The organism is Halobacterium sp. CBA1132, assembly GCF_001485535.1.
In the GTDB taxonomy this organism is placed as follows: domain Archaea; phylum Halobacteriota; class Halobacteria; order Halobacteriales; family Halobacteriaceae; genus Halobacterium.
The window spans coordinates 658,784-680,512 of record NZ_BCMZ01000001.1 but is presented as its reverse complement, the minus strand read 5'-3'; the positions used below and the strand labels follow the sequence as shown (position 1 = coordinate 680,512).

The 21,729-nt window shown below is 66.4% G+C and carries 22 protein-coding genes and 1 tRNA gene; 15 read left to right on the top strand and 8 right to left on the bottom strand.

Translation table 11 applies throughout. From position 1 onward, the window contains the following. Positions 1 to 3 precede the first annotated feature (3 nt). Positions 4 to 1,110 (bottom strand): glutamate-cysteine ligase family protein, encoded by a 1,107-nt coding sequence (locus AVZ66_RS03510; RefSeq protein ID WP_058981882.1) that lies wholly within the window; start codon positions 1,108 to 1,110, stop codon positions 4 to 6. Between the two features lie 145 nt (positions 1,111 to 1,255). Then, entirely contained in the window at positions 1,256 to 1,999 is a 744-nt protein-coding gene (locus AVZ66_RS03505) for an SDR family oxidoreductase (protein WP_058981879.1), read from the bottom strand. Positions 2,000 to 2,084: 85 nt separating this feature from the next. Between AVZ66_RS03505 and AVZ66_RS03500 the strand changes: the two genes are divergently transcribed. The 9 genes from AVZ66_RS03500 (at position 2,085) to AVZ66_RS03460 (ending at position 10,399) form a co-directional block, all read left to right on the top strand. Next, positions 2,085 to 2,675: a DJ-1/PfpI family protein gene (locus tag AVZ66_RS03500; protein WP_058981877.1), complete on the top strand. Its 591-nt coding sequence runs from the start codon at positions 2,085 to 2,087 to the stop codon at positions 2,673 to 2,675. A 139-nt stretch (positions 2,676 to 2,814) separates the two neighbouring features. After that, complete coding sequence (locus AVZ66_RS03495; protein WP_058981875.1) at positions 2,815 to 3,723, top strand: ABC transporter ATP-binding protein; 909 nt, start codon at positions 2,815 to 2,817, stop codon at positions 3,721 to 3,723. 9 nt (positions 3,724 to 3,732) lie between these two features. After that, positions 3,733 to 5,163: a Fe-S cluster assembly protein SufB gene (gene sufB / locus AVZ66_RS03490; protein ID WP_058981873.1), complete on the top strand. Its 1,431-nt coding sequence runs from the start codon at positions 3,733 to 3,735 to the stop codon at positions 5,161 to 5,163. A gap of 1 nt (position 5,164) precedes the next feature. After that, positions 5,165 to 6,379, top strand: coding sequence for a Fe-S cluster assembly protein SufD (gene sufD, locus AVZ66_RS03485; RefSeq protein ID WP_058981871.1), 1,215 nt, complete (start codon positions 5,165 to 5,167; stop codon positions 6,377 to 6,379). A 116-nt stretch (positions 6,380 to 6,495) separates the two neighbouring features. After that, positions 6,496 to 6,990, top strand: coding sequence for a rubrerythrin (locus AVZ66_RS03480; RefSeq protein ID WP_058984624.1), 495 nt, complete (start codon positions 6,496 to 6,498; stop codon positions 6,988 to 6,990). A 37-nt stretch (positions 6,991 to 7,027) separates the two neighbouring features. Next, positions 7,028 to 7,462 carry a metal-dependent transcriptional regulator gene (locus AVZ66_RS03475; protein WP_058981870.1) on the top strand — a complete coding sequence of 145 codons (435 nt, stop codon included), beginning with the start codon at positions 7,028 to 7,030 and terminating at the stop codon, positions 7,460 to 7,462. 52 nt (positions 7,463 to 7,514) lie between these two features. Further along, positions 7,515 to 8,237, top strand: a complete 723-nt coding sequence (locus AVZ66_RS03470; RefSeq protein ID WP_058981867.1) for an HNH endonuclease — start codon at positions 7,515 to 7,517, stop codon at positions 8,235 to 8,237. A 48-nt stretch (positions 8,238 to 8,285) separates the two neighbouring features. After that, positions 8,286 to 8,358, top strand: a tRNA-Gln gene (locus tag AVZ66_RS03465). Positions 8,359 to 8,533: 175 nt separating this feature from the next. Next, the gene (locus AVZ66_RS03460) at positions 8,534 to 10,399 is read left to right on the top strand and encodes a response regulator (protein ID WP_058981865.1); all 1,866 of its coding nucleotides are present in this window, start codon (positions 8,534 to 8,536) and stop codon (positions 10,397 to 10,399) included. Positions 10,400 to 10,486: 87 nt separating this feature from the next. Here the strand turns inward: AVZ66_RS03460 and AVZ66_RS16550 are convergent, their stop codons facing one another. Further along, on the bottom strand, positions 10,487 to 10,642 hold the full coding sequence (locus tag AVZ66_RS16550) for a hypothetical protein (RefSeq protein WP_169793386.1): 156 nt from the start codon (positions 10,640 to 10,642) through the stop codon (positions 10,487 to 10,489). A gap of 122 nt (positions 10,643 to 10,764) precedes the next feature. Between AVZ66_RS16550 and AVZ66_RS16100 the strand changes: the two genes are divergently transcribed. Continuing rightward, positions 10,765 to 11,073 carry a hypothetical protein gene (locus AVZ66_RS16100; protein ID WP_058981863.1) on the top strand — a complete coding sequence of 103 codons (309 nt, stop codon included), beginning with the start codon at positions 10,765 to 10,767 and terminating at the stop codon, positions 11,071 to 11,073. A 99-nt stretch (positions 11,074 to 11,172) separates the two neighbouring features. After that, positions 11,173 to 11,847, top strand: coding sequence for an HD domain-containing protein (locus AVZ66_RS03450; protein WP_058981861.1), 675 nt, complete (start codon positions 11,173 to 11,175; stop codon positions 11,845 to 11,847). Here the strand turns inward: AVZ66_RS03450 and AVZ66_RS03445 are convergent, their stop codons facing one another. Genes AVZ66_RS03445 through AVZ66_RS03435 form a run of 3 tightly spaced genes read right to left on the bottom strand, consistent with a single transcriptional unit; the run spans position 11,848 to position 13,911 of the window. Next, positions 11,848 to 12,480, bottom strand: a complete 633-nt coding sequence (locus AVZ66_RS03445; RefSeq protein ID WP_058981860.1) for a LysE family translocator — start codon at positions 12,478 to 12,480, stop codon at positions 11,848 to 11,850. 37 nt (positions 12,481 to 12,517) lie between these two features. Beyond that, positions 12,518 to 13,228, bottom strand: a complete 711-nt coding sequence (locus AVZ66_RS03440; protein ID WP_058981857.1) for a TMEM165/GDT1 family protein — start codon at positions 13,226 to 13,228, stop codon at positions 12,518 to 12,520. Continuing rightward, positions 13,225 to 13,911, bottom strand: a complete 687-nt coding sequence (locus tag AVZ66_RS03435; protein WP_058981855.1) for a metal-dependent transcriptional regulator — start codon at positions 13,909 to 13,911, stop codon at positions 13,225 to 13,227. The genes AVZ66_RS03440 and AVZ66_RS03435 overlap by 4 nt, the downstream gene beginning before the upstream one ends. Positions 13,912 to 14,125: 214 nt before the next feature. Between AVZ66_RS03435 and AVZ66_RS03430 the strand changes: the two genes are divergently transcribed. From AVZ66_RS03430 to AVZ66_RS03420, 3 genes are all read left to right on the top strand, one after another. Then, positions 14,126 to 15,130 (top strand): TAXI family TRAP transporter solute-binding subunit, encoded by a 1,005-nt coding sequence (locus tag AVZ66_RS03430; protein WP_058981853.1) that lies wholly within the window; start codon positions 14,126 to 14,128, stop codon positions 15,128 to 15,130. Between the two features lie 128 nt (positions 15,131 to 15,258). Further along, positions 15,259 to 15,711, top strand: coding sequence for a DUF1850 domain-containing protein (locus AVZ66_RS03425; protein WP_231727069.1), 453 nt, complete (start codon positions 15,259 to 15,261; stop codon positions 15,709 to 15,711). After that, positions 15,708 to 18,407, top strand: a complete 2,700-nt coding sequence (locus AVZ66_RS03420) for a TRAP transporter permease (protein WP_058981851.1) — start codon at positions 15,708 to 15,710, stop codon at positions 18,405 to 18,407. The genes AVZ66_RS03425 and AVZ66_RS03420 overlap by 4 nt, the downstream gene beginning before the upstream one ends. 38 nt (positions 18,408 to 18,445) lie before the next feature. Here AVZ66_RS03420 and AVZ66_RS03415 read toward each other — a convergent pair whose 3' ends face one another. Continuing rightward, positions 18,446 to 19,639 (bottom strand): threonine synthase, encoded by a 1,194-nt coding sequence (locus tag AVZ66_RS03415; protein ID WP_058981849.1) that lies wholly within the window; start codon positions 19,637 to 19,639, stop codon positions 18,446 to 18,448. Between the two features lie 99 nt (positions 19,640 to 19,738). Here AVZ66_RS03415 and AVZ66_RS03410 point away from each other — a divergent pair, with 99 nt between their 5' ends. Then, a complete protein-coding gene (locus AVZ66_RS03410; protein ID WP_058981847.1) occupies positions 19,739 to 21,031 on the top strand; it encodes an NAD(P)/FAD-dependent oxidoreductase in 1,293 nt (430 codons plus the stop codon). Here AVZ66_RS03410 and AVZ66_RS03405 read toward each other — a convergent pair. Further along, the gene (locus AVZ66_RS03405; RefSeq protein WP_058981846.1) at positions 21,023 to 21,718 is read right to left on the bottom strand and encodes a metallophosphoesterase; all 696 of its coding nucleotides are present in this window, start codon (positions 21,716 to 21,718) and stop codon (positions 21,023 to 21,025) included. The two genes, AVZ66_RS03410 and AVZ66_RS03405, sit on opposite strands and share 9 nt — an antisense overlap. Between the last annotated feature and the right edge of the window lie 11 nt (positions 21,719 to 21,729).

Below are 21,729 nucleotides of genomic sequence, written 5' to 3'. Positions count from 1 at the left end.
GCGTCAGTCGCCGCAGGCCGACTGCGCGCGCCGCACGTCCCGTTCGAGTCGGTCGGCGTGTTCCAGACGGAGCGCTCGCGCTCGTTCTCGCGACGCGTCGCCGCGCTCGTCGAGTTCGTGCGTCAGCGGGTCGTAGGCGTCCACGTCGAACCCCATGCGTTCGAGGTAGGCGCTGACGGCCGGCGAGTCCAGTCCGTCGCTGATCGCGGCGTCGACGTACTCGCGGACGGTGTCGAACGTCGGCGCGACGACGCCGCGGTCGGTGACGCGGCCGTCGTCGCCGACGCGAAACCCGTTCTCGCGGACGCGCTCGACGACGCCGACCACGTCGTCGGCGAGCCGGAGCACCTGACTCGGGAGCGCGGTGTCGGGCGCGCGCCACTCGACGGTGCCGAACTCCTCGCGGAACTTCACCGGCGTCCAGACGGCGTTCTCCGGGTCGAACGTCGATTCGACCGTGTCCCGGTCGACGCCCGCGTCGACCGCGGCGGCGACGAACTCCTCGTAGCGACGGTCGAGGCGGTCCTCCCAGTCGGCGGTGTCCTCGACGTACGGCCACAGTTCGCCCTGCTCCGGGAGGCCGTCGTAGGCAAGCCGGCGGTAGCACTTCGAGCGCGCGCCGGCGGCGACGCGTTCGCCCCGGAAGTACGGCGAGGAGTTGACTAGCGCCAGCGCCGGGTCGAGCGCGACGAGCGCGTTGAACTGCGCGACCTCGTGGCCGGGTTGCTGTTCGACGTGGACGTGGGTTCCCGCACAGGGCCGGACGTAGTCGAAGCGTTCGCCGATGGCCCGGCTCTGGATGCGCGTGCGGTCGCTCGTCCGCTCGGCTATCTCGTCGTGGTTCACGGGCGTCGCCAGCGGGACGAGGCGCTTCCCGGCGTCGTCCGCACGGCGGAGTACGGCCCGGAGGCGGTCGAGTAGCGTCGCTCGCAGTTCGGCCGTCGTCTCGCAGGGCGTCGTCTTGACTTCCAGTACCGGTTCGACGAACTCCCGCTCTGCACCCTCGACGTCGACGAGCGCGCCGGGTTCGGTCAGTCGGCCGTCCCCGTCGACGACCCAGTATTCGACCTCGATACTCCGTCGTATCGGCTCTGATTCGCGTGCTGACACGGTCCTGTGTGTGAGTGTGCTCGGTCGCCGGTTCGACTCGCGGTCAGGCCCGCCCGAATCGTGTCACACGTTAGCACAGAGGAGTTGCGGTACAAGAAGGTTTCGCGGCCGCCGAGTTTCTGGTCGTTCGTCCAGCCGCCGGCGGTCAGAAGTGGCTGAATTTGTCGCGGCGGTAGACGTCGATTTCGCTGGTCGTCGTCGGCGCTTCCTGCCGAGCGGCGAACGCGATGGCTTCCGCGATTTCGACTGGTTCGGTGACTTCGCCGGGCTCGAACACGTCCTCGAAGGCGTCGCCGTCCTCACTGCCGAACTCCGAGCGGACCTCCGTAGGATTGACGACGGTGACCGCGAGACCGTCGTCGCCGTGCGCGGCTTCGACGCTGTGCGCGAACCCGCGCAGCCACCACTTCGTCGCGGCGTAGACGGGGTTCGACGGCCGCGGGTACTGGCCGGCGAAACTCCCGACGAAGACGAGATTGCCGTCGGCCTCCCGGAGGTGTTCGAGCGCGGCCCGCGTCACGAAGAACGCGCCGTCGCAGTTGACGTCCATCATCTGCCGGTACGACTCGGTGTCGAGGTTCTCGACGTCGCTGCCGCGGCCGAGGCCGGCGTTGTTCACGAGGACATCGATACTGCCGAACTCCTCGACGGTGGCGTCCACGAGCGACTGGACCTCGGATTCGTCCGTGACGTCGGTGGGGACGACGTGGGCGTCGGCGTCGTACTCGGCGGCGATGTCGTCGGCGATTTCTTCGAGGCGTTCGCGCCGGCGCGCCGCGAGCACGACGGTCGCACCGTCGCGAGCGAGGACGTGCGCGGTTGCTTCGCCGATACCGCTGCTCGCACCAGTGACGACGGCGATGTCGCCGTCGAGTCCTGTCGAGACCATGTGCGCTCGGACGGACGCGAGGGGCTTGACTGTTCGCTCAGCGAACAGTTATGCCGGTGTAGCGACAACAGATACCTGTGAGACAATGACTGGCAAGAAACTGCTGATGGTCGTGGGTGACTTCGGCGAGGACTACGAAATCATGGTCCCGTTTCAGGCGCTGCAGGCGGTCGGCCACGAGGTCGACGCGGTCTGCCCGGAGAAAAGTGATGGCGACCGCGTGAAGACCGCGATACACGACTTCCGGGGCGACCAGACGTACCTCGAAGAGCGCGGCCACGACTTCGTGTTGAACGCGACGCTTGACGAAATCGACCCCGCGGACTACGACGGACTCGTGGTGCCGGGCGGGCGAGCGCCGGAGTACCTCCGGACGTACGACGAGGTCTTAGAGACGGTCCGGCACTTCTTCGAGACGGACAAGCCCGTGGCGTCGCTGTGCCACGGCCCACAGATTCTGGCCGCGGCGGGCGTCCTCGACGGCTACGAGGTGACGTCGTACCCCGCGGTGCGGCCGGAGTGCGAGGCGGCCGGGTGTTCGTGGGTCGACGAAGTGACGACAGACGGGAACCTCGTGACGGGGCAGGCGTGGCCGGACCACCCCGAGTGGATTTCGCAGTTCCTCGACCTGCTCGGCACGGACGTCGAACACAGCGAACCCGCCGTCGAGGACTGACTCGGCGGTCGCTCGCCGGGGAGGCGCTCTCGTTTAGGTTTTCCCAATCGAAAACAGTTTTTTCGCAAACGCGAACCGGAGACCGTGAATTCCGTAACCGTTATGCGTCCAACGCCCCTCCACTCAGACGACTGAGGCAATGGCTACGCTCGAACTCAAAAACGTACACGCGAAAGTCGCAGAAGAGGGCGGAGAGCAGATTCTCGAAGGCGTCGACCTCGAAATCCCGTCGGGCGAAATTCACGCCCTGATGGGCCCGAACGGCTCGGGGAAGTCGACCACCTCGAAAATCATCGCCGGACACCCGGCCTACGAGGTCACGGAGGGCGAGGTCCTCCTTCACCTCGAGGACGGTGACTTCGGCGACACCGACATTCCCGAGGACGCACGCACGTGGAATCTCCTCGAACTGGAGCCGAACGAGCGCGCCGCGCTCGGTATCTACCTCGGCTTCCAGTACCCCGCCGAAATCGAGGGCGTCACGCTCGTCAACTTCCTCCGCACCGCGCTCAACGCGAAACTCGACGAGCGCGACGAACTCCTCTTCGGCGAGGACGACGACGAAGAAGCCGAAGACGACGCGGGCTACGAGAACTCCCCGATGGAAGGCCCCGCCGACGAAGGCGAGGTCGGCGTCGCGGAGTTCCAGGAACTCCTCTCCGAGAAGATGGAAGCCCTGGACATGGACGAGTCGTTCGCGACTCGCTACCTCAACGCCGGCTTCTCCGGCGGCGAGAAGAAGCAGAACGAGGTCCTCCAGGCCGCCATCCTCGAACCGTCGATCGCCGTGCTCGACGAGATCGACTCCGGCCTCGACATCGACCGCCTGCAGGACGTCGCGAAGGGCATCAACACGCTGCGCGACGAACAGGACACGGGTATCCTCCAGATCACCCACTACCAGCGCATCCTCGACTACGTCGAACCCGACCGCGTCCACATCATGCTCGACGGCGAAGTCGTCATGGAAGGCGACGCCGAACTCGCCGAGAAGCTCGAAGACAAGGGGTACGACTGGGTGCGCGAGCAGGTCTACGAGACGGCCTAACACAACATCATGAGCTCAGACCAAGACCACCTCGAAGAGACCGACACCGAGGCCCGATTCGAATTCAAGAAGGAGGAGAAGTCCGCCTTCAAGTCCGAGAAAGGCCTCACTGAGGAGACCATTCGGCTCATCTCCGAAGACAAAGACGAGCCCGAGTGGATGCTCGACCGGCGCCTGCGCGCCCTCGAGCAGTACAAGAAGATGCCGATGCCGACGGACTGGCCGGGTCAGCCGGACCTCTCCGAACTCGACGTCGAAGAGATCGTCCCCTACATCCGCCCCGACGTGGACAAGCGCTCGGGCGCGGACGAGTGGGAGGACCTCCCGGACGAGATTCAGGACACGTTCGAACAGCTGGGCATCCCCGAGGCCGAGCGCGAGGCGCTCTCCGGCGTCGGCGCCCAGTACGAGTCCGAAGTCGTCTACCAGAACATGCAGGAGCGCTGGGAGGAGAAGGGCGTCGTCTTCTGCAACATGGACGAGGCCGTGCAGGAGTACCCCGAACTGGTCAAAGAGCACTTCATGACGAAGTGCGTTCCCCCGAGTGACAACAAGTTCGCGGCGCTCCACGGCGCCGTCTGGTCCGGCGGGAGTTTCGTTCACATCCCCGAGGACGTGACGGTGAACATGCCCGTGCAGGCGTACTTCCGGATGAACTCCGAGGGCATGGGCCAGTTCGAGCACACGCTCATCATCGCCGAGGAAGGCTCCGAGGTCCACTACATCGAGGGCTGTTCGGCGCCGAAGTACGGCAGCCACAACCTCCACTCCGGTGGCGTCGAAGTCTTCGTGAAAGAGGACGCTCACGTGCAGTACTCGACCGTGCAGAACTGGTCGAAGAACACGTTCAACCTCAACACGAAGCGCGCAATCGTCGAGGAGAACGCCACCATGGAGTGGGTCTCCGGTTCCATGGGGTCGAAGGCGACGATGCTGTACCCGTCCTCGATTCTGAAGGGGCGCGGCGCGACTGACAACCACATCACCATCGCCTTCGCGGGCGAGGGCCAGGACATCGACACCGGCGCGAAGGTCTACCACAACGCGCCCGACACGAAGTCCACCATCGAGTCGAAGTCCATCGCGAAAGACGGCGGCCGCACGAACTACCGCGGCCTCGTCCACATCGCCGACGGCGCCGAGAACTCCTCGACGTCCGTCGAGTGCGACGCGCTGATGTTCGACAACGAGTCCACCAGCGACACCATGCCGTACATGGAGATCAACGAGTCGAAGGTGGACGTCGCCCACGAGGCGACCGTCGGCAAAATCGGCGACGAGGACGTCTTCTACCTCCAGTCGCGCGGCCTCGACGACGACGACGCCAAACAGATGATTGTCGCGGGCTTCATCGAGCCCATCACGGAGGAACTGCCCATCGAGTACGCGGTCGAGCTCAACCGCCTCATCGAACTCGAGATGGAGGGGAGCCTCGGATAACATGAGCGCGCAACTGCACCAGGACATCAGCGAAGAGACCGTACGGCAGCTCGCCGACGAACGCGACGAGCCCGAGTGGCTGCTCCAGACGCGACTGGACGCCCTCGACGCGCTCGACGACCTCGACTACCCGAACGTCATCGAGACGCCGGGCCGCAAGTGGACGAACCTCGAAGACCTCGACTTCGAGTCGCTCGTCGACCCGCTCTCCCAGACCGAGGAGAAAGACCAGGTCGGTCCCGAGGACGCCGAGGTCGCGTCGTTCCACGAGGCCCTGCAGGACGACGACCTCGCCGAACTCGTCGAAGAGCACTTCGGCAGCATCGTCGACCCCAAGCAGAACCGCCTGACTGCGCTGTCGACGGCGCTGTTCACGACCGGCACGGTCGTCTACGTGCCCGCGAGCGTCGACGCCGAGGACGTCAAGATTCGGACGTCGATGACGTCGCGGTCGCTGTTCAACTACACGCTCGTCGTCACCGAGAAGAACGCCTCCGTGACGATTCTCGAACGGCAGGACAGCGCGGAGAGCGTCGACGGCAACCGCTACTACTCGGGCGTCGTCGAAGTCGACGCGGGCGAGAACTCCTACGTCCAGTACGGGAGCCTGCAGGACTTCGACGAGGACACGTACAACTACACCGTCAAGCGCGGCGACGCGACCACCTACAGCACGGTCGACTGGATCGAGGGCAACCTCGGCAGCCGCCTGACGAAGACCAGCGTCTCCACGGAGCTCAACGGCGACTCCAGCGAGACGAAGATTGTCGGCGCGTTCTTCGGCCACGACGACCAGCACTTCGACCTCGACTCGAAGGTCTGGCACCGCGGTGAACACACGACCGCCGACCTCGTCACGCGCGGCGTCATCGACGACCACGCGCGCTCGGTGTACGAGGGCGTTCAGGACGTCGGCAGCGACGCCTGGGACACCTCGAGCTACCAGCGCGAGAACACGCTGATGTTGAGCGACGAGAGCGAGGCCGACGCCTCCCCGAAACTCATCATCAACAACCACGACACCGAGGCCAGCCACTCCGCGACCGTCGGCCAGGTCGACGAGGAGACGCTGTTCTACATGGAGAACCGCGGCGTCCCCGAGCAGCTCGCCACGGACATGCTCGTGGAGGGCTTCTTCGTGCCGGTGCTCGAAGAAGTCGAAGTCGAGGAGCTCCGCGAGGACCTCCAGTCCCGCATCCACGAGCGCCTGCAGTAGGCGTTCGCGCTCCGTCGACGGCCACCGAAAGGCCGTCGTCGGAGGGAACGGTTTAAGTCCGCTTCTCTCTCAGTTACGAGTAGTATGACCGGAGTACCGCCGTCGGGGTGTGCGTCGTGAGTACGGTCGCGGCTCGCGTCGACTCCGACGACCAGCTCGCGCGCCTCCTCCAGATCGGCATCGTGCTCGAAGAGGTCGTGGAGGCGCGCGCGCACCGACACTACCAGTCGCTGCCCGCCGAGGAACGCGACGAAGCCATCGAGGAGTTGCTCTCGGAGGCCAGCACGGAGTCCGCCGAACACCGCCGCCGCCTCGAATCCCTCGTCGACGAGCTCGACGCCGACAGCATCCCCTTCGAGGAAATCAAGGAACTCGTCGCGGGGAGCTACGGGCAGACCGGCCCGGAGGACTTCGACGGCGTACTCTACGACCAGCTCCACGGCGAGGAGACGGCGTACAAGTTCTACGACGACCTCATCGAGGCCGTGGAAGCCAGCGACGCGGCGTTCGGCGTCGACCGCGAGTCGGTGCTGGCGACGCTGCGCGAGATTCGCCACGCGGAAGCAGAGGGCGTCGAAGAAGTCGCGAAACTGATGGAGGCCCGCGCATGAGCACGAAACAGATGACCCCACAGCGGAGGTGTGTCGCGTGAACACTGCCGACCAGTACCTGAAGACGATTTTCCTCGTCGAGCAGCTCGAGGACGGCCCGGCGGCGACCGGCGAGCTCGCCGACCGCCTCGGCGTCAGCCCGGCGAGCGTCAACGAGATGGTGGGGAAACTCGAGGAGCGCGGGCTCGTCGCCCACGAGAAGTACAAGGGCGCGACTGTCACCGACGACGGCGAAGCCCGCGCCCGCGAGGCGCTGCAGACGTACTGCATCCTCGAACGCTTCCTCGCGAACGTCCTCGACGTCGACGACTTCCGCGCTGAGGCCCGGCAACTGGAGCCCGTCATCGACGAGACGGTCGCCGACCGCCTCGACATGATTATCGACCGCGAGCCGCAGTGTCCGGAGTGCTTCGACGCGGAAGCCGACGCCTGCGGCCTGCTCGTCGAGGAAGGCATCGAAGCCGACGACTGAGCAGTTCTTTAAGTGGGCTAAATTTCTAGTCGGGGCCACGCGTGGCGTCGGTATGGACTGCCCGACCTGCGGGAAGACGCTTTCGACGGAGCAGGGGACACGCCAGCACCACACGAAAGTCCACGGCGACCCACTCCCGAACCGGACCTGTGCCGACTGCGGCACCGAGTTCTACGACCCGAAATCCCGGCGCACGTACTGCGACGACTGCTACTCACAGGCAGGAGAGAAAAACGGGAACTACAGCGGCGCCAAAGAGACGACCGACTGCAAGCAGTGCGGCGACACCTTCGACTACTATCCCTCGAACAAGGACGGTGTCTACTGTTCGGATTGCGTCGCTGAGGCGGACGAATTCCTCGGGACTCCCTACGCCGAAACAGTCGACGTCGAACGAATCGAACGGACGTGTGACTACTGCGACGAGCCGATGGTGGTCCTCGAATGCAACAGACGCCAAGGGCACGGCCGGTTCTGCAGTAACGACTGCCAGAACGCGTGGATGTCAGACCAGTACGGGGACGGGGAAGCCGTCTACAACGGCCGGTGGCGAGAAGTTCGACGGAAAGCGCTCGAACGGGACGACTACCGCTGTCAGAAGTGCGGGGCCACAGCACGCGAACTCGGCCAGAACCCGGACGTGCATCACATCAAACCCGTACGGACGTTCGACGACCCGCAGAACGCGCATACTGTCGACAATCTCATCGCGCTCTGCAAGAGCTGTCACGCGTACGCCGAGCACGGAAACATGGAACTCCTCCCGCCATCGTAATCCGCGTCTCGCAATACATATTAAATCGGAACCCTGAATTCTTGATGCAGCCCTGTGGTGTAGCGGCCAATCATATGGGCCTTTGGAGCCCATGACGGCAGTTCGAATCTGCCCAGGGCTATTGTCAAATTTCTTGCACTTTTGGCGGGCCATCCTCCACTACTTCGACCAGTAGCACAGTGACGAACCGGACCCGGAGCCGCGAGTTTCGCAGCGACCTGAGGAACTAAAGGGGTGTCGGGCTTCCAACCGAGCGAACCGGCAAACCCGTTAATCTGTAGCCCGTAGTCGTGGTAATGACCGACTCCATCCGCGTCCTCCACGTCGACGACGAGCCGGGGTTCGCGGAGATGGCCGGCGAGTTCCTCGAACGCGAGGACGACCGAATCGAGGTCGTGACCGCCACGAACGCCAGCGAAGCGCACGCGATGCTCTCGGACGACGTCGACTGCGTCGTCTCCGACTTCGACATGCCGGAGAAGAACGGCATCGAGTTCCTGGAAGCCGTCCGCGAGCAGTACCCCGACCTCCCGTTCATCCTCTTCACGGGGAAGGGCAGCGAGGAGGTCGCGAGCGAAGCCATCTCGGCGGGCGCGAGCGACTACCTCCAGAAGGAGGCCGGCACCGAGCAGTACACGATTCTGGCGAACCGCGTGCTGAACTACGTCGACACGGCGCGCGCGAAGTCCCAGCGGCAGCGGCAGTTGGACGCCATCGAGGCCGCGAAGGAGGGAATCAGCATCCTCGACGCGGACGGCGAGTTCATGTACGTGAACGAAGCGTACGCCGACCTCTACGGCTACGAGCCCGACGAACTCGTCGGCGAGCACTGGCGAATCCTGTACCCCGACGACGCGGTGTCGCGCGTCGAGGACGAGATTCTCCCGACAGTCCACGAGGAGGGCGTGTGGAGCGGGCAGACGCCCGGGCTGCGCGCGGACGGCGAGACGTTCGTCGAGGACCACACGCTGGCGTTGACCGAGCGCGACGAGCTCGTCTGCACAGTCCGAGACGTGAAGCAGGACCGCGAGCGCGGGCAGGCGCTGGCGGCGCTGCACGACGCGGCGACTGACTTGGAGACGGCGGACAGGGACGGCGAGGTGTACGAGATTCTCGTGGACGCCGCCGAGGACATCCTCGATTTCGACTTGGTAGCGGTGGACATCTGCAGGGACGACGAGCTCGTGCAGGCGGCGTGGTCGCTGGACTCGGACACGGAGGGCTACTGGGAGGTGACGCCGCTGGACGAGGACACGTTCGCGACGCGGGCGTACGAGCGACAGGAGACCATCGTCGCCGACGACCTCCGGGAGCACGAGATTACGCCCGCGGACCCCGAGTACCGGTCGGCGTTGACGACGCCGATTGCGAATATCGGGACGTTTCAGGCGGTCTCGCGGGAGCCGGCGGCGTTCGATTCGACCGACCGGGAGTTGGCGGAGTTGCTCGCGGGCCACGCTCGGGAGGCGCTCACGCGCTTGGAGTCCGAGCGTCGACTGCGCGAGCGCACGAGAGAACTGGAGCGACAGAACGAACGCCTCGAGGAGTTCGCGACCATCGTCTCCCACGACCTTCGAGCGCCGCTGAACGTCGCGAGCGGGCGCTTGGAATTCGTTCGCGAGGACAGCGACAGTGAACACCTCGACGCGGTCGCGGACGCGCTCGAACGAATGGAGACGCTCATCGAGGACACGCTGACGCTCGCGCGCGAGGGGCAGGCGGTTTCCGACCGCGAGCGCGTCGCCGTGAGCGAGGTCGTCGAGCAGTGCTGGGAGCGCGTCGCCAGCGAGACCGCGACACTGGACGTGGTCGAGGAGTTCGCCGTTCGCGGCGACCGGAACCGCCTCAAGCAGGTGTTCGAGAACCTCTTCCGGAACAGCGTCGAGCACGCCGGCGAGAACGTCACGGTTCGCGTGGGCACGCTCGACGAGGGATTCTACGTCGCGGACGACGGCCCCGGGATTCCCGAGGACGAACGCGAAGCCGTCTTCGGACACGGGTACACGACCAGCGAGGACGGCACGGGGTTCGGGCTGGCCATCGTCGAGGAAATCGTGAACGCGCACGGCTGGTCAGTCACCGTCGCGGACGCCGAAGACGGTGGCGCGCGCTTCGAAATCACGGGCGCGGAACTCGTCGAGGGCGTCGACGCTGCCAAGTAGACGCGGGCGCCGTATCGGGGGGAACGAACGCGAAAACGAGGGGAGGGCGAGCAGAGCGCGCGTCGGGTCGCGAGTAGTGTGTGGGCGTTACGACCGGGTCGCGCGGGCTTCGCGGACGTCGGCGCCGTCCCGAACCATGTCGGGGCAGTCCGGACAGACGCGGGGCTGCTCGACGCCCGGAGGCGTGAACACGCGAACGTAGTCCTTCGTGACGAAGGACTCGCAGTTCTGGCAGAGCGGCATCTCGATTCGAGCCGATGGAGTGTCAGTATATAGCTTTTGTGTGTGTTGTAGCGGCGTGAATAAATAGGCCTCCGGAGCCGACAGAGCGAACGGCCTAAGCGTCGCGGCCGCCTGCGGTCGGTATGAGCGATACGCTGGAGTCGCTGCCGGACCGGCCGCTGCGACAGCAGGAGGTCGCGGCCCTCAACCACGACGACGCGTTCTCGCTGGTGGTGCCCGTCGACCGCGAGGAGGCCGTCGAGGCCGACACCCGCGAACCCGTCGTCATCACCGAGCGCGTCATCCTCGGCACCGACGACTGGGTGGCGGGACTGGTGTACGACGACGGCTGGGTGGAAGTCGAGTCCGTCCCCATCGACGACCCCGACGAGGAGCGCTTCGACGCGATGCGGGACTGCGAAGCGGCGGTCGCGGACTACGACCTCGACTGACGCACTGGTTCTCGGGAGACCTGCAAAAGGCTAAAGAGAGAAACAAGCCTTCGTTGTAGTAATGACTGTACGTGTACGCCACGCAACGGAGGTGAGACCGTGGGCGTCGAGATAAAGGAGTCGCCGGTCTCCGAGCAGCAGTTCGACGAGATGGCGGCGTTCGTCCGCGACTACCTCGAAGCGAGCGTGGAGAACGAGGACGACGGCGGGCGGATGCGGTGGTACCCGTGGCACTCCGCGGAGTACCGGTTCACGCACATCCTGAACGTCGTCGAGCTCGGCGAGCGCATCGCCGCCGAGGAGGGCGCGGACGTCGACGTCGTCCGTGTCGCGGCGCTGTTCCACGACATCGCGAAACTGGAAGCCGAACAGGAGGAGCACGCCGACGAGGGCGCGCGCATCGCGCGGAAGTACTTGGAGACTCACGGCGACTTCGCGCCGTCGTTCATCGACCAAGTGTGTGCGGCTATCGCCGACCACTCCCATCAGGGCGACCTCTCGGAGCTCCCGCTGGAGACGCGGTGTCTCATCGAGGGAGACGTCCTCGACAAGGCGGGCGCGAACGGCGCGGCGCTGATGTTGCTGCGGATGGGCTACGAGGCCCGCACGCACGTCGACGCCGCGGAGATGATAGACCGCGTGCTCGAACGCGGGGAGAACGCCGCCGAGCGCGTGGAGAGCGACACCGCCGACTCCATCGCCCACAAGCGCGTCAAGCGCGTGCGGTGGTTCCACGAGTGGCTGGAAGCCGAAGTGCCGGGGATGCGCGAGTAGCTACAGCCCGACCGCTGTTTTCAGGAAGAGGACGCCGAAGAGTGCGAGAGCGCCCGCGCTGACGTACGCGACGACCGAGCCGAACGCGTCGACGCGCTCGCCGGCCGCGCGCAGCGACGCGGGGAACCCCGCGACCCAGACGAGGATGCCCGCGAAGAAGCCGACGATGGTGAGCGCGCCGTTGGCGGCGGACAGCTGGAGGCCGAACGCCGTAATCTCGCTGGGGTTCAGGAGCGCGACGCCGGCGGTCAGCCACCACGTCAACTGGTAGGGGTTCGCGAGCGCGAGCACGAACGCCTTCCTGAAGCCGCGGCCCTCGGCGGGGTCGGCGTCGGAGAACGACCCCGCGCTCTGGAACGCGCCGTAGGCGTAGTAGAGCATGAGCACGCCGCCGATACCGACCATCGCGGTCTTGACGGCGGGTGCGTCCTGCACGAACGCGACGACGCCGGCGAACGCCAACACGAAAAAGCACGCGTCGGCGTTCATCGCGCCCAGTCCCGCGAAGAAGCCGGCGCGCCAGCCGCGCGTCACGGACTCCTCGGCGATGACGGCGTTCATCGGTCCGGGTGGCGCGGCCAGCGACAGGCCGAGCGCGAGCCCGGCGACCACGGAGACGACTGCGTCGAACACGACTACAGGTAGTCGCGATTCGAGAAAAGTTCCCCGATTACGGCGTCAGTGCGACCGGGAGGAGACCGGCGAGCGTTTCGACGATGGTCTCCCAGACGGAGACGTCGAACGCGAGTTGGAGCGCGACGTCCCCCGCGAAGAAGAAGAACAGCGCGGCGGCCGCGAGGTGCGCGCGGCGGGCGTCGAAGCTCCGGGAGAACCGCGCGAAGAACATCGCGTTCAGTAGGCTGACGGGGATGATGGCGGCCATCTCGCCGACCCAGATGGCGGGCGCGGCGCCGTACTGGGCGGCCAGCCCGATGGTGACCATCTGTGTCTTGTCGCCGAACTCGCCGGCGAACATCATCGCGAAGATGGGGACGAAGCCGCCGAAGTACGTGGGGATGGCGCGCCCGAAGATGGTGGCTTGCTCGAAGCGGCCGCCGAGCGCGACGATGCCGCCGTCGCCCTGCATCGGTCCGCGGTTGCCGTCGGCGGGCATCGAGCGCAACAGGAGGACGCCGAACACGAAGAACAGCGCGCCCGTGATGGCGTCGAGGTAGACGCCGGGGAGCGCGGTGCGGAGCGCGTTCCCGACGACGATCTCGATGGCGGTCCAGATGGCGAACGCGCTGGCGGCGGCGGCGACGACGACTTTCGGGTCGTACTGCGTGGACAGCCCGGCGATGATGAACTGGACTTTCTCGCCGGGGAGGGCGGCGAGCTGCGCGGCGAACGCGATGGCGGCCAGCTCCGCGAAGCCGGTCACGCTTCGGTCACCTCGGCGTCGCCGTCACCGACTTCACGTACGCGAATCACGCCCGCGACGCGGTCCGGGAGGTGGACGTCCTCGCCGTCGACCTCGACGACGAACAGCCCGATGGGGGCGTGCTCGCGGACGGCGAGTTCGGTGCCGGGCTGGATGCCGGCGTCCTTGAGGTAGCGCAGTTCGTCGACGTTGCGGTCGTCGACGCGCGCGACGACGACGCGGTCGCCGGCGGCGTGGTCGGCGAGCGCGGTGGTGTCGGGGTGTTCGGGGGGTTCGAGGTCCGCGCTCGGAATGGGGTCGCCGTGCGGGTCGACGGTTGGGTCGTCGAGTTTCCGGGCGAGACGTCGCTCGAACTCCTCGCTGATGTGGTGTTCGAGCGCGTCGGCTTCGTCGTGGACTTCGTCGTACTCGTAGTCGAGGTGGTCCGCGAGGAACGATTCGAGGAGGCGGTGGTGGCGAAGCACTTCCAGCGCGACGGTTTCGCCTTCGGGGGTGAGTTCGACGCCCTTGTACTTCTCGCGGGCGACGAGTCCGCGCTCTTCGAGTTTCCCGACCATGCTGGTGACCGTCGGGGGCGTCACGTCGAGGTAGTCGGCGATTGCGGAGGTCTTGACCGGGGGGCCGCGCTCGCGCTGGAGCACGTAGACGGTCTTGAGGTAGTCCTCCATGACGTCCGAGAGCATTCGTTGTCGTTCTTTAGACGCGTCTAAACAAATAGTTGGCGGTGAGAAACTGTTGGTTGGTGGTGCCACTAACTATCCCCGTCTCTGCGGGTGTAGCGATTCTACGTTCCGGCGAGTAGCGCGTCGTGTTCACGTGGGGTGACAGTGTGATGTGTCGGCAAACACCGCCGTCTACACGATAGTGATATAAACCTTCCGAACAATGTGACATTGTATGTCATCCGAAAAGACACGTCGTCGGTTCCTCGAAGCGACAGGTATTGCTGGTGTGGCCGCGCTCGCCGGCTGTAGCGGAAACGGCGGCGACGGCGACGGAGACGGCGACGGTACCTCGACGGGGACGAACACTGACGGCGGCAGCGGGAGCACGCGCCTGAGCTGGCACGCCGGCGGTACGGGCGGGACGTACTACCCGCTCTCGAACGAGATCAAGACCATCGTCGAGGAGAACACCGACTTCTCGCTGAACGTCCAGTCGACGGGCGCCAGCGTCGAGAACGTGGGGAGCCTCGCGGACGGCTCCGCGGACTTCGCGCTCATCCAGAACGACATCGCGTACTTCGCGAAGAACGGAACGGGCATCGACACGTTCGAAGGGAACGCCATCGAGAACCTCGAAGGCGTGGCGACGCTGTACCCCGAAACCATCACCGTCGTGACGCTGGGGAACTCCGACATCGAGACGCTGAGCGACCTCAGCGGCGCGACCATCAACACCGGCGACCTCGGCTCCGGGACCCAGGTCAACGCGAACCAGATTCTCGAAGCGGTCGGCATCACGGACTACAACGAGCAGAACGCCGGCTTCTCGCAGGCGTCCGAACAGCTCGCGAACGGCGACATCGACGCGGCGTTCGTCGTCGGCGGCTGGCCGGTCGGCGCAATCGAGGAGCTCGCGACCACGAACAACGTCCAGATCGTCCCGATTCAGGGCGACAACCGCCAAGCGGTCAAGGACGCGGCCTCCTGGTTCGCCGACGACACGATTCCCGCAGGCACGTACTCCGGCGTCGACGAAGCCGTCGAAACCGTCGCCGTGCAGGCGATGATTGCCACGAACTCCGACGTGCCCGCTGACACCGTCGAGACGGTCACTGCAGCCATCTTCGACAACGTCGACGAGCTGACCCTCAAGACGGACTTCATCTCCGCCGACAGCGCACAGGACGGGATGTCCATCGAGCTTCACGACGGCGCAGCGGCGTACTTCGACGCGTAATCCGAAGCACCCGCGGCACCGCCGCTCGCGTCCCCTCAGTTCCCTAACAGCACCCTCCACTTCCAATCGTGATTGACCGAATCCTTCGACGAAAACGAGTCGTGGTAGCGTTGGCGGCCGTACTTCTCGTGACACTGGCAGCGCTCGCCAGCGGAGCGGCAGGCGTCTCGACCGGACGAGTGCTCGTCGTCGAAGACATCGACACGGGCGAACCGTACATCACGGAGCACGTCGAGACCGGGAGCACCGTCGGACTCCAGTATATGCACAGCGTCGAGAAGACGCCCGTCTACGACGAGTACCGCGTCGACGGCGACACGCTCGTCAACACGCGAATGGAGTTCGAGTCCTACGGTTGGGGGCTCCCGTCGCGGGTCAACGTCACGAACGTCAACGGGACGTTCGTCTACGAGCCGCCCGAGCCCATCATGACGACGGAGACGCTGCTCGTCTCACCCGGCCGGGTTGCGAACCACACGCTCGTCGTCGACGACGAACGCTTCGACTTGGTCGCGGAGACGAACGCGAGTGACGTTCGCATTCACCTCGAACGACGGACATTGACTGACGCATTCCTATGAGTACGAACAACCAAACCGACGGCGACGAAGCGGAACTGTCCAGAGAGGAAGCCGACGAACTCATCGACGAAATCGAGCGGCGGCGGTCGCTGAAGGGGCTGGCCGCCCTCGCCGTCTCGGTAATCGGAATTCTGTTCTCGCTGTTCCAGCTAATTCTAGCGGCCGAGAGTTTCTACTTCACGATTCCGCTGCCGCTGGTCGCCGACATCGAAGTGGGGCTGCAGCTGCTCCAAGCCAACGCCATCCACGTGGCGTTCGCGCTCGTGTTGACGTTCCTGATGTTCCCCGCGTCGATGGGTGGGGGCGTCATCTCGGGCCGGCTGGGTTCGGCTGTCGACGCCGCGACCGCGCGACTCGGCTCGAACCCCGTCGCACGCGTGCTGGACGGAGTACGTGGCGTCGCCCGCTGGGCGTTCGTCGACTCCAACCGCAGTCGCGTCACGCCCTTCGACGTGGTGTGTATGGTTTTCGCGGTCCTCAGCGCACTGTACTTCCTCACGGAGTTCGGGGAGATACAGGACATGCGCGCGTTCGGTCTCGAATCCGGCCGGACGGTGACGGAGGTGTACACGTTCCTCGAACCGGTTCTGGGCGGCCTACCCATCGTCAGCGACGTCTCGTACGCGATGATTCTGGGCGTGATTGGCATCCTCCTCGTTCTGGAAGCCACCCGTCGGACGCTCGGGCTGGCGCTGATGATTATCGTCGCGACGTTCATCGTGTACGCCCGGTGGGGTTACCTCATCAGCGGCAACACGCCGTTCCTCGGTCTCCTCGCGATTCCGAGAACGACGTGGCCGGACATCATCCAGAACCTCTGGTACAACACGGAGAACGGCGTCTTCGGGATTCCCGTGACCGTCTCGATGAGCTTCATCTACATCTTCATCCTGTTCGGCTCGTTCCTCGAAATGAGCGGGGCCGGACAGTGGTTCATCGACCTCGCGTACGCCGCCACCGGGGACCGCAAGGGCGGCCCCGCGAAGGCGAGCATCCTCGCCAGCGGCTTCATGGGCACGATTTCCGGGTCGTCGATTGCGAACACGGTCACCACGGGCGCGTTCACCATCCCGCTGATGAAGCGCTCGGGGTACTCGCCGGAGTTCTCCGGCGCCGTCGAGTCTTCGGCGTCCTCCGGCGGCCAGATTCTCCCGCCCGTGATGGGGGCGGCAGCGTTCCTGATGGTCCAGTACACCGCGACGCCGTTCCGCGACATCATCCTGCTGGCGACGGTGCCGGCCATCGTGTTCTTCTTCGGCGTGTGGGTGATGGTCCACCTGAAGGCGGTCCAAGAGGGAATCGGCGGGGTCGAAGACCTCGAAACCGCGTCCATGACCGAGCACCTCAAACAGGGCTGGTTCTACCTCGTCCCCATCTTCCTGTTGCTGTACTACCTCATCATCGAGCGCCTCTCCGTGTCCCGCTCGGCGTGGTTCACGCTCGTCGCGCTCGTCGCGCTCATCACGTTCATCGCGGCGTACAGCGAACAGACGCGTAGCTTCCTCGTCGGCGCGCTGGCGGTCGTCACGGGAATCGACCTCGTGAGTCACGTCGTCGCCGGCGTCCCGTTCACGCGCCTCCTCGCGGGCGCCGGTGGCGCCGGCCTCCCGCTCGCGGAGGCCGCGGGCATCGTCGCGCCGCGACTCGGCTGGTACGCGATGGTCGCCGGCGCCGTGACGATGCTGGTCTACACGAACGTCCAGTCGAAGCTACTGGACCTGAATCCGACTGTGCAGAACGCCGCGGAGTCGGCGGGTGACCGGACAGGCACCGACCTCGGCAAGAATCAGCTGTTCCGCACCGGGACCTTCGTCATCAAGTCGATGGACGAGGGCGCACGGACGGCCGTCCCGGTCGTCGTCGCGGTCGCCGCCGCCGGCATCATTCCCGGCGTCATCAGCGTCTCCGGCCTCGGGCCGAACCTCACCTCGCTGTTGCTGGAGTTGTCGGGCGGCTCCATCGTGGTGATGTTGCTCGTGACCGCTGTCGCTTGTATCATCCTCGGCATGGGGATGCCGACGACGGTGACGTACATCATCCTCATCTCGATGCTCGCGACGCCGCTCGTGGAGTTCGGCATCCCGCTGCTGGCCGCACACCTGTTCATCCTCTACTTCGGCGTCATCGCCGACATCACGCCGCCGGTCGCCGTCGCGGCCTACGCGGCCAGTGGAGTGGCGAAATCCGACCCCTTCCAAACCGGGGTGAAGGCGTTCTCGCTGTCGCTGAACAAGGCAATCGTCCCGTTCGCATTCGTGCTCGCGCCCGGCATCGTCCTCCTCCGGGAGAAGGCGAACGCGGCCGAGTTGCCGCTGCGCGAGCGCTACCGCGTGGTCAACTTCAGTGACCTCGCGGAGCTGTCGTACTCCGTGCCCGAGATTCTGGTGCCCATCGTCGGCGTCTTCCTCGGCGTCGTCGCGCTCGGCGCGACCGTCATCGGCACGCTGTACACGAAGGTCGAGCGCCTCGAACGGGCAGGCTTCGCGCTCAGTTCCCTGCTCCTCATGGCGCCCGGCATGCTCTCGACGTCGGTGTTCGACCTGCTCGGGTTCGCCGGAATCACGGTGTCGGTGAACGCGCTACTGTTGGACCTGACGCTTCGCGGCGTCGGCTTCCTGCTGTTCGTCGCGCTCACGCTGAAGAACAAGCGAGAGCTGGGTTCGACCGGCGAAACGCCCGAGGCGGCGGCGACCTAACCGCGCCTCGGAAAATTCGTCCGCGTACTACGTCCGAATCAGATTCCCTTACTCATCAGGTGCGAGCGCAGCACGTCTGCGTCCTTGTTCGCGGTGCCCGTGTTCAGGATGACGACCGTGTCGTCCTCGCCGAACGCGCCGTCCTCGGCGAGCGCCGACGCGCCCGACGCGGCCGCCGCACACGTCGCGCCCATCTCCAGGCCCTCGTGTTTGGCGACGAGCGTCGCGGCGTCCAGAATCTCCTCGTCGCTGGTCGCGACGGCGCCGCCGTCGCTCTCCCGGAGCGCGTCTAGTACGAGCGGGCTGGCGCCCGGGTCCGGAATCTCGATGCCGCCGCAGATGGTGTCGGGGGTGTCCCACGGCTCGTGGACGTCCCGCCCCTCTTGGAACGCGCGCACGATGGGCGCACAGCTCTCCGCCTGCGCCGCGTACATCGCCGGGAGCTCCTCAGTGAGGCCGAGGTCGCGGAGTTCCTTGGCGGCCTTGTGCATGCCGACGAGACCGACACCGCCCCCGGTCGGGTAGACCACGTGGTCCGGGGTCTCCCAATCGAGTTGTTCGACGGTCTCGTAGTACATCGTCTTCTTGCCCTCGTGGCGGTACGGCGTCTCGAAGGTCTTCACCGAGTACCAGTCGTCGTGCTCGTCCATCGCGTCGTCGAAGGCCGCGCCCGCGTCCCCGATGCGGCCCTCCACGATGGTCATGTCGCCGCCGTGGACGTTCACCATCGCCTTGTTCGCGAACCCCGAGCGCGACGGCAGGAAGACGTGCGAGTCGATGCCCGCGCGGCCCGCGTACGCCGCGGCGGACTGCCCGGCGTTGCCCGCGGACGCGAGCGCGACGTCGCTGGCGCCATGCTGGTCGGCAGCGGTCACCGCGACCGTCTGCCCGCGGTCCTTGAACGTCCCCGTCGGGTTCCGGCCCTCGTCTTTGACGTACACCTCGCCGACGCCCATCTCGTCGGCGAGCGTCGGGCACGACACGAGCGCCGTCGCGCCCTCGTCCATCGAAATCGCCGAATTCCGCGAGAACGGCAGCAGTTCCTCGTAGCGCCACATCGAGTCGAAGCGCCGCGACTCGAAGGTCTCTCGAGTCACGTCGAGGCTGTCGTAGTCGTAGGTCGGGTCGAGGATGCCCCCGCAGTCCGGACAGCGGTGGGTCGCCGTCTCCGGGTCGAACGTCTCTTCGCAGTCTACGCACTGAAGCCCCTCGAAGGCCGGCGTCGTCTCCATGCGCGGGCCTTCGCAGCGGGCGCGAAAAGCCCTGTCCCTTCCGGCGCGCCCGCCCCGGGAGCCCGCACGTTCTTGTCGCCAGCGGGCGAAGACTCGGGCATGACTGACTCACGGATTGTCGTCGTCGGCGGTGGGCTCGCGGGCCTGACCGCGGCGCGCCACCTCGCCGCGGACGGCTTCGACGTGACGCTGTTCGAGCGCGAGGAGGACGTCGGCGGGCGCGTGCGTTCGCGGCGCGGAGACGGCTTCGTCTTCGACCGCGGCTTCCAAGTGCTGTTCACCGCGTACCCCGCGGCGCGCCGCGAACTGGACTTCGACGCGCTGGACCTGCGCGCGTTCTCCGCCGGTGCGACAATCTGCCGGGGCGACCAGCGGTCGGTGCTCGCGGACCCGCTGCGGGAACCCGGCGCGCTCGCGGAGACGCTATTCAACAGCGAGGTGTCGGCGATGGACAAACTCCGCACGGTTCGACTGCGCGCGGACCTGAAATCGAAGTCCGTCGAGGACATCTTCGCGGAACCGGACGCCACCATCGAGCAGTACCTCTACGCGTACGGCTTCTCCGAGCGGTACGTCGACCGGTTCGTGCGGCCGTTCTACGGCGGCATCACGCTCGACCGCGATCTCGACACCTCCAAACGCGTCTTCGAGTTCACGTTCAAGATGCTCTCTGAGGGGAAGACGGTGATTCCGGCAGGCGGGATGGGAGCCATCGCGCGCCAGCTCGTTGACGCCGCAATCGAGCAGGACGCGCGCATCGTGACGGAGACGCCCGTGGAGGGAGTCGCACCGGGAGATGCCGCGGTCGATGTCCAGATTCCCGGTGAGACGGTCGACGCCGACGCCGTCGTGGTCGCCGCCGACCCGAAGTCCAGCCGCGAACTCGCGGGCGTCGACGCGATTCCGACCGACGCCCGGGGCTGTGTCACCCAGCACTTCGCGGTGCCGTCCGGCCACCCGCTCGCGGACAGCGACCGCATCCACCTCAACGCCGGCGGCGAGGTGCCGACGACGGTCGCGCCGCTGTCCGGCGTCGCGCCCGAGTACGCGCCCGACGGCCGCGCGCTCGTCGCCGCGACGACGGTCGGCCACGAGGACGCCGGCGACGACGTGCGGGTCGAGTCCGACGGCGACCTCGAAACCCGGACGCGGGAGACGCTGGCTGGGTGGTACCCGGCGGCGTCGCTGGGCGACTTCGAACTGCTGCGCACCGACCGCCTGCCGTTCGCGCAGTTCGCCCAACCGCCGGGCGTCCACGAATCGCTGCCGGACGTCCGCGCGCCCGACGGCGCGGTCTACCTCGCAGGCGACTACACCCACGACTCCTCGATCAACGGCGCGCTGGAGAGCGGAAACGCGGCGGCGGACGCGGTCAGCGCGGACTTACAGTAGCCCGCGGAACTCGCCGAGCGCGGGGAACGCCAGCGTCTCCCCCTCGCTGACGACGACGGGGCGGAATCCACTGGGGTCCGAGAGCATCGAGGACAGCGAGTCGTCCCGGCGGAGGCCGTTCACCAGCGTCCCGGGCGCGAGCCGCGTGAACGCCGGCAGCACGACGACGTCGCTGCCCTCGTGCTGTTGTGGGCCGTAGAGGAAACACGGGTGGCGCGCGCCCTCGATTTCGACCGCGGGGTGTTCGTGGCCGACGACGTACCGGCGGGCGTCCACGGGCGGGTCGTCGTGGCCGTGCCAGACCGCGGTGCCGTCCGCGAGCACGACCGAGTCCTCGGCGTCGATGTCGACGGCGTCGAGCATCGTGTCGTGGTTCCCGCGAACGACAGAAAGCGTCGCTCCAGCGTCGTCGACGGCGGCCACGATAGCGTCGACAGTCTCGCGGACGCCCTCTGGAACGGTCTCGCGGACGTGCAGAAGGTCGCCCGCGACGACGACCGACGACGGCTCGAACTCTCTGAGGAGGGCGTCGAGGCGCTCCACGAGGTCCGCGCGCTCCCCGAGCGGCAGCGCCACGTCGGAAGCAGCGTCCCGACCGACGTGGACATCAGCGAGCACGAGCGCGTCCGCCTCCGGCAGGTACGCGGCGCGCTCGCCGAACGCCAGCCACGACGGAGTATCGCTCACGCACCCCAGTC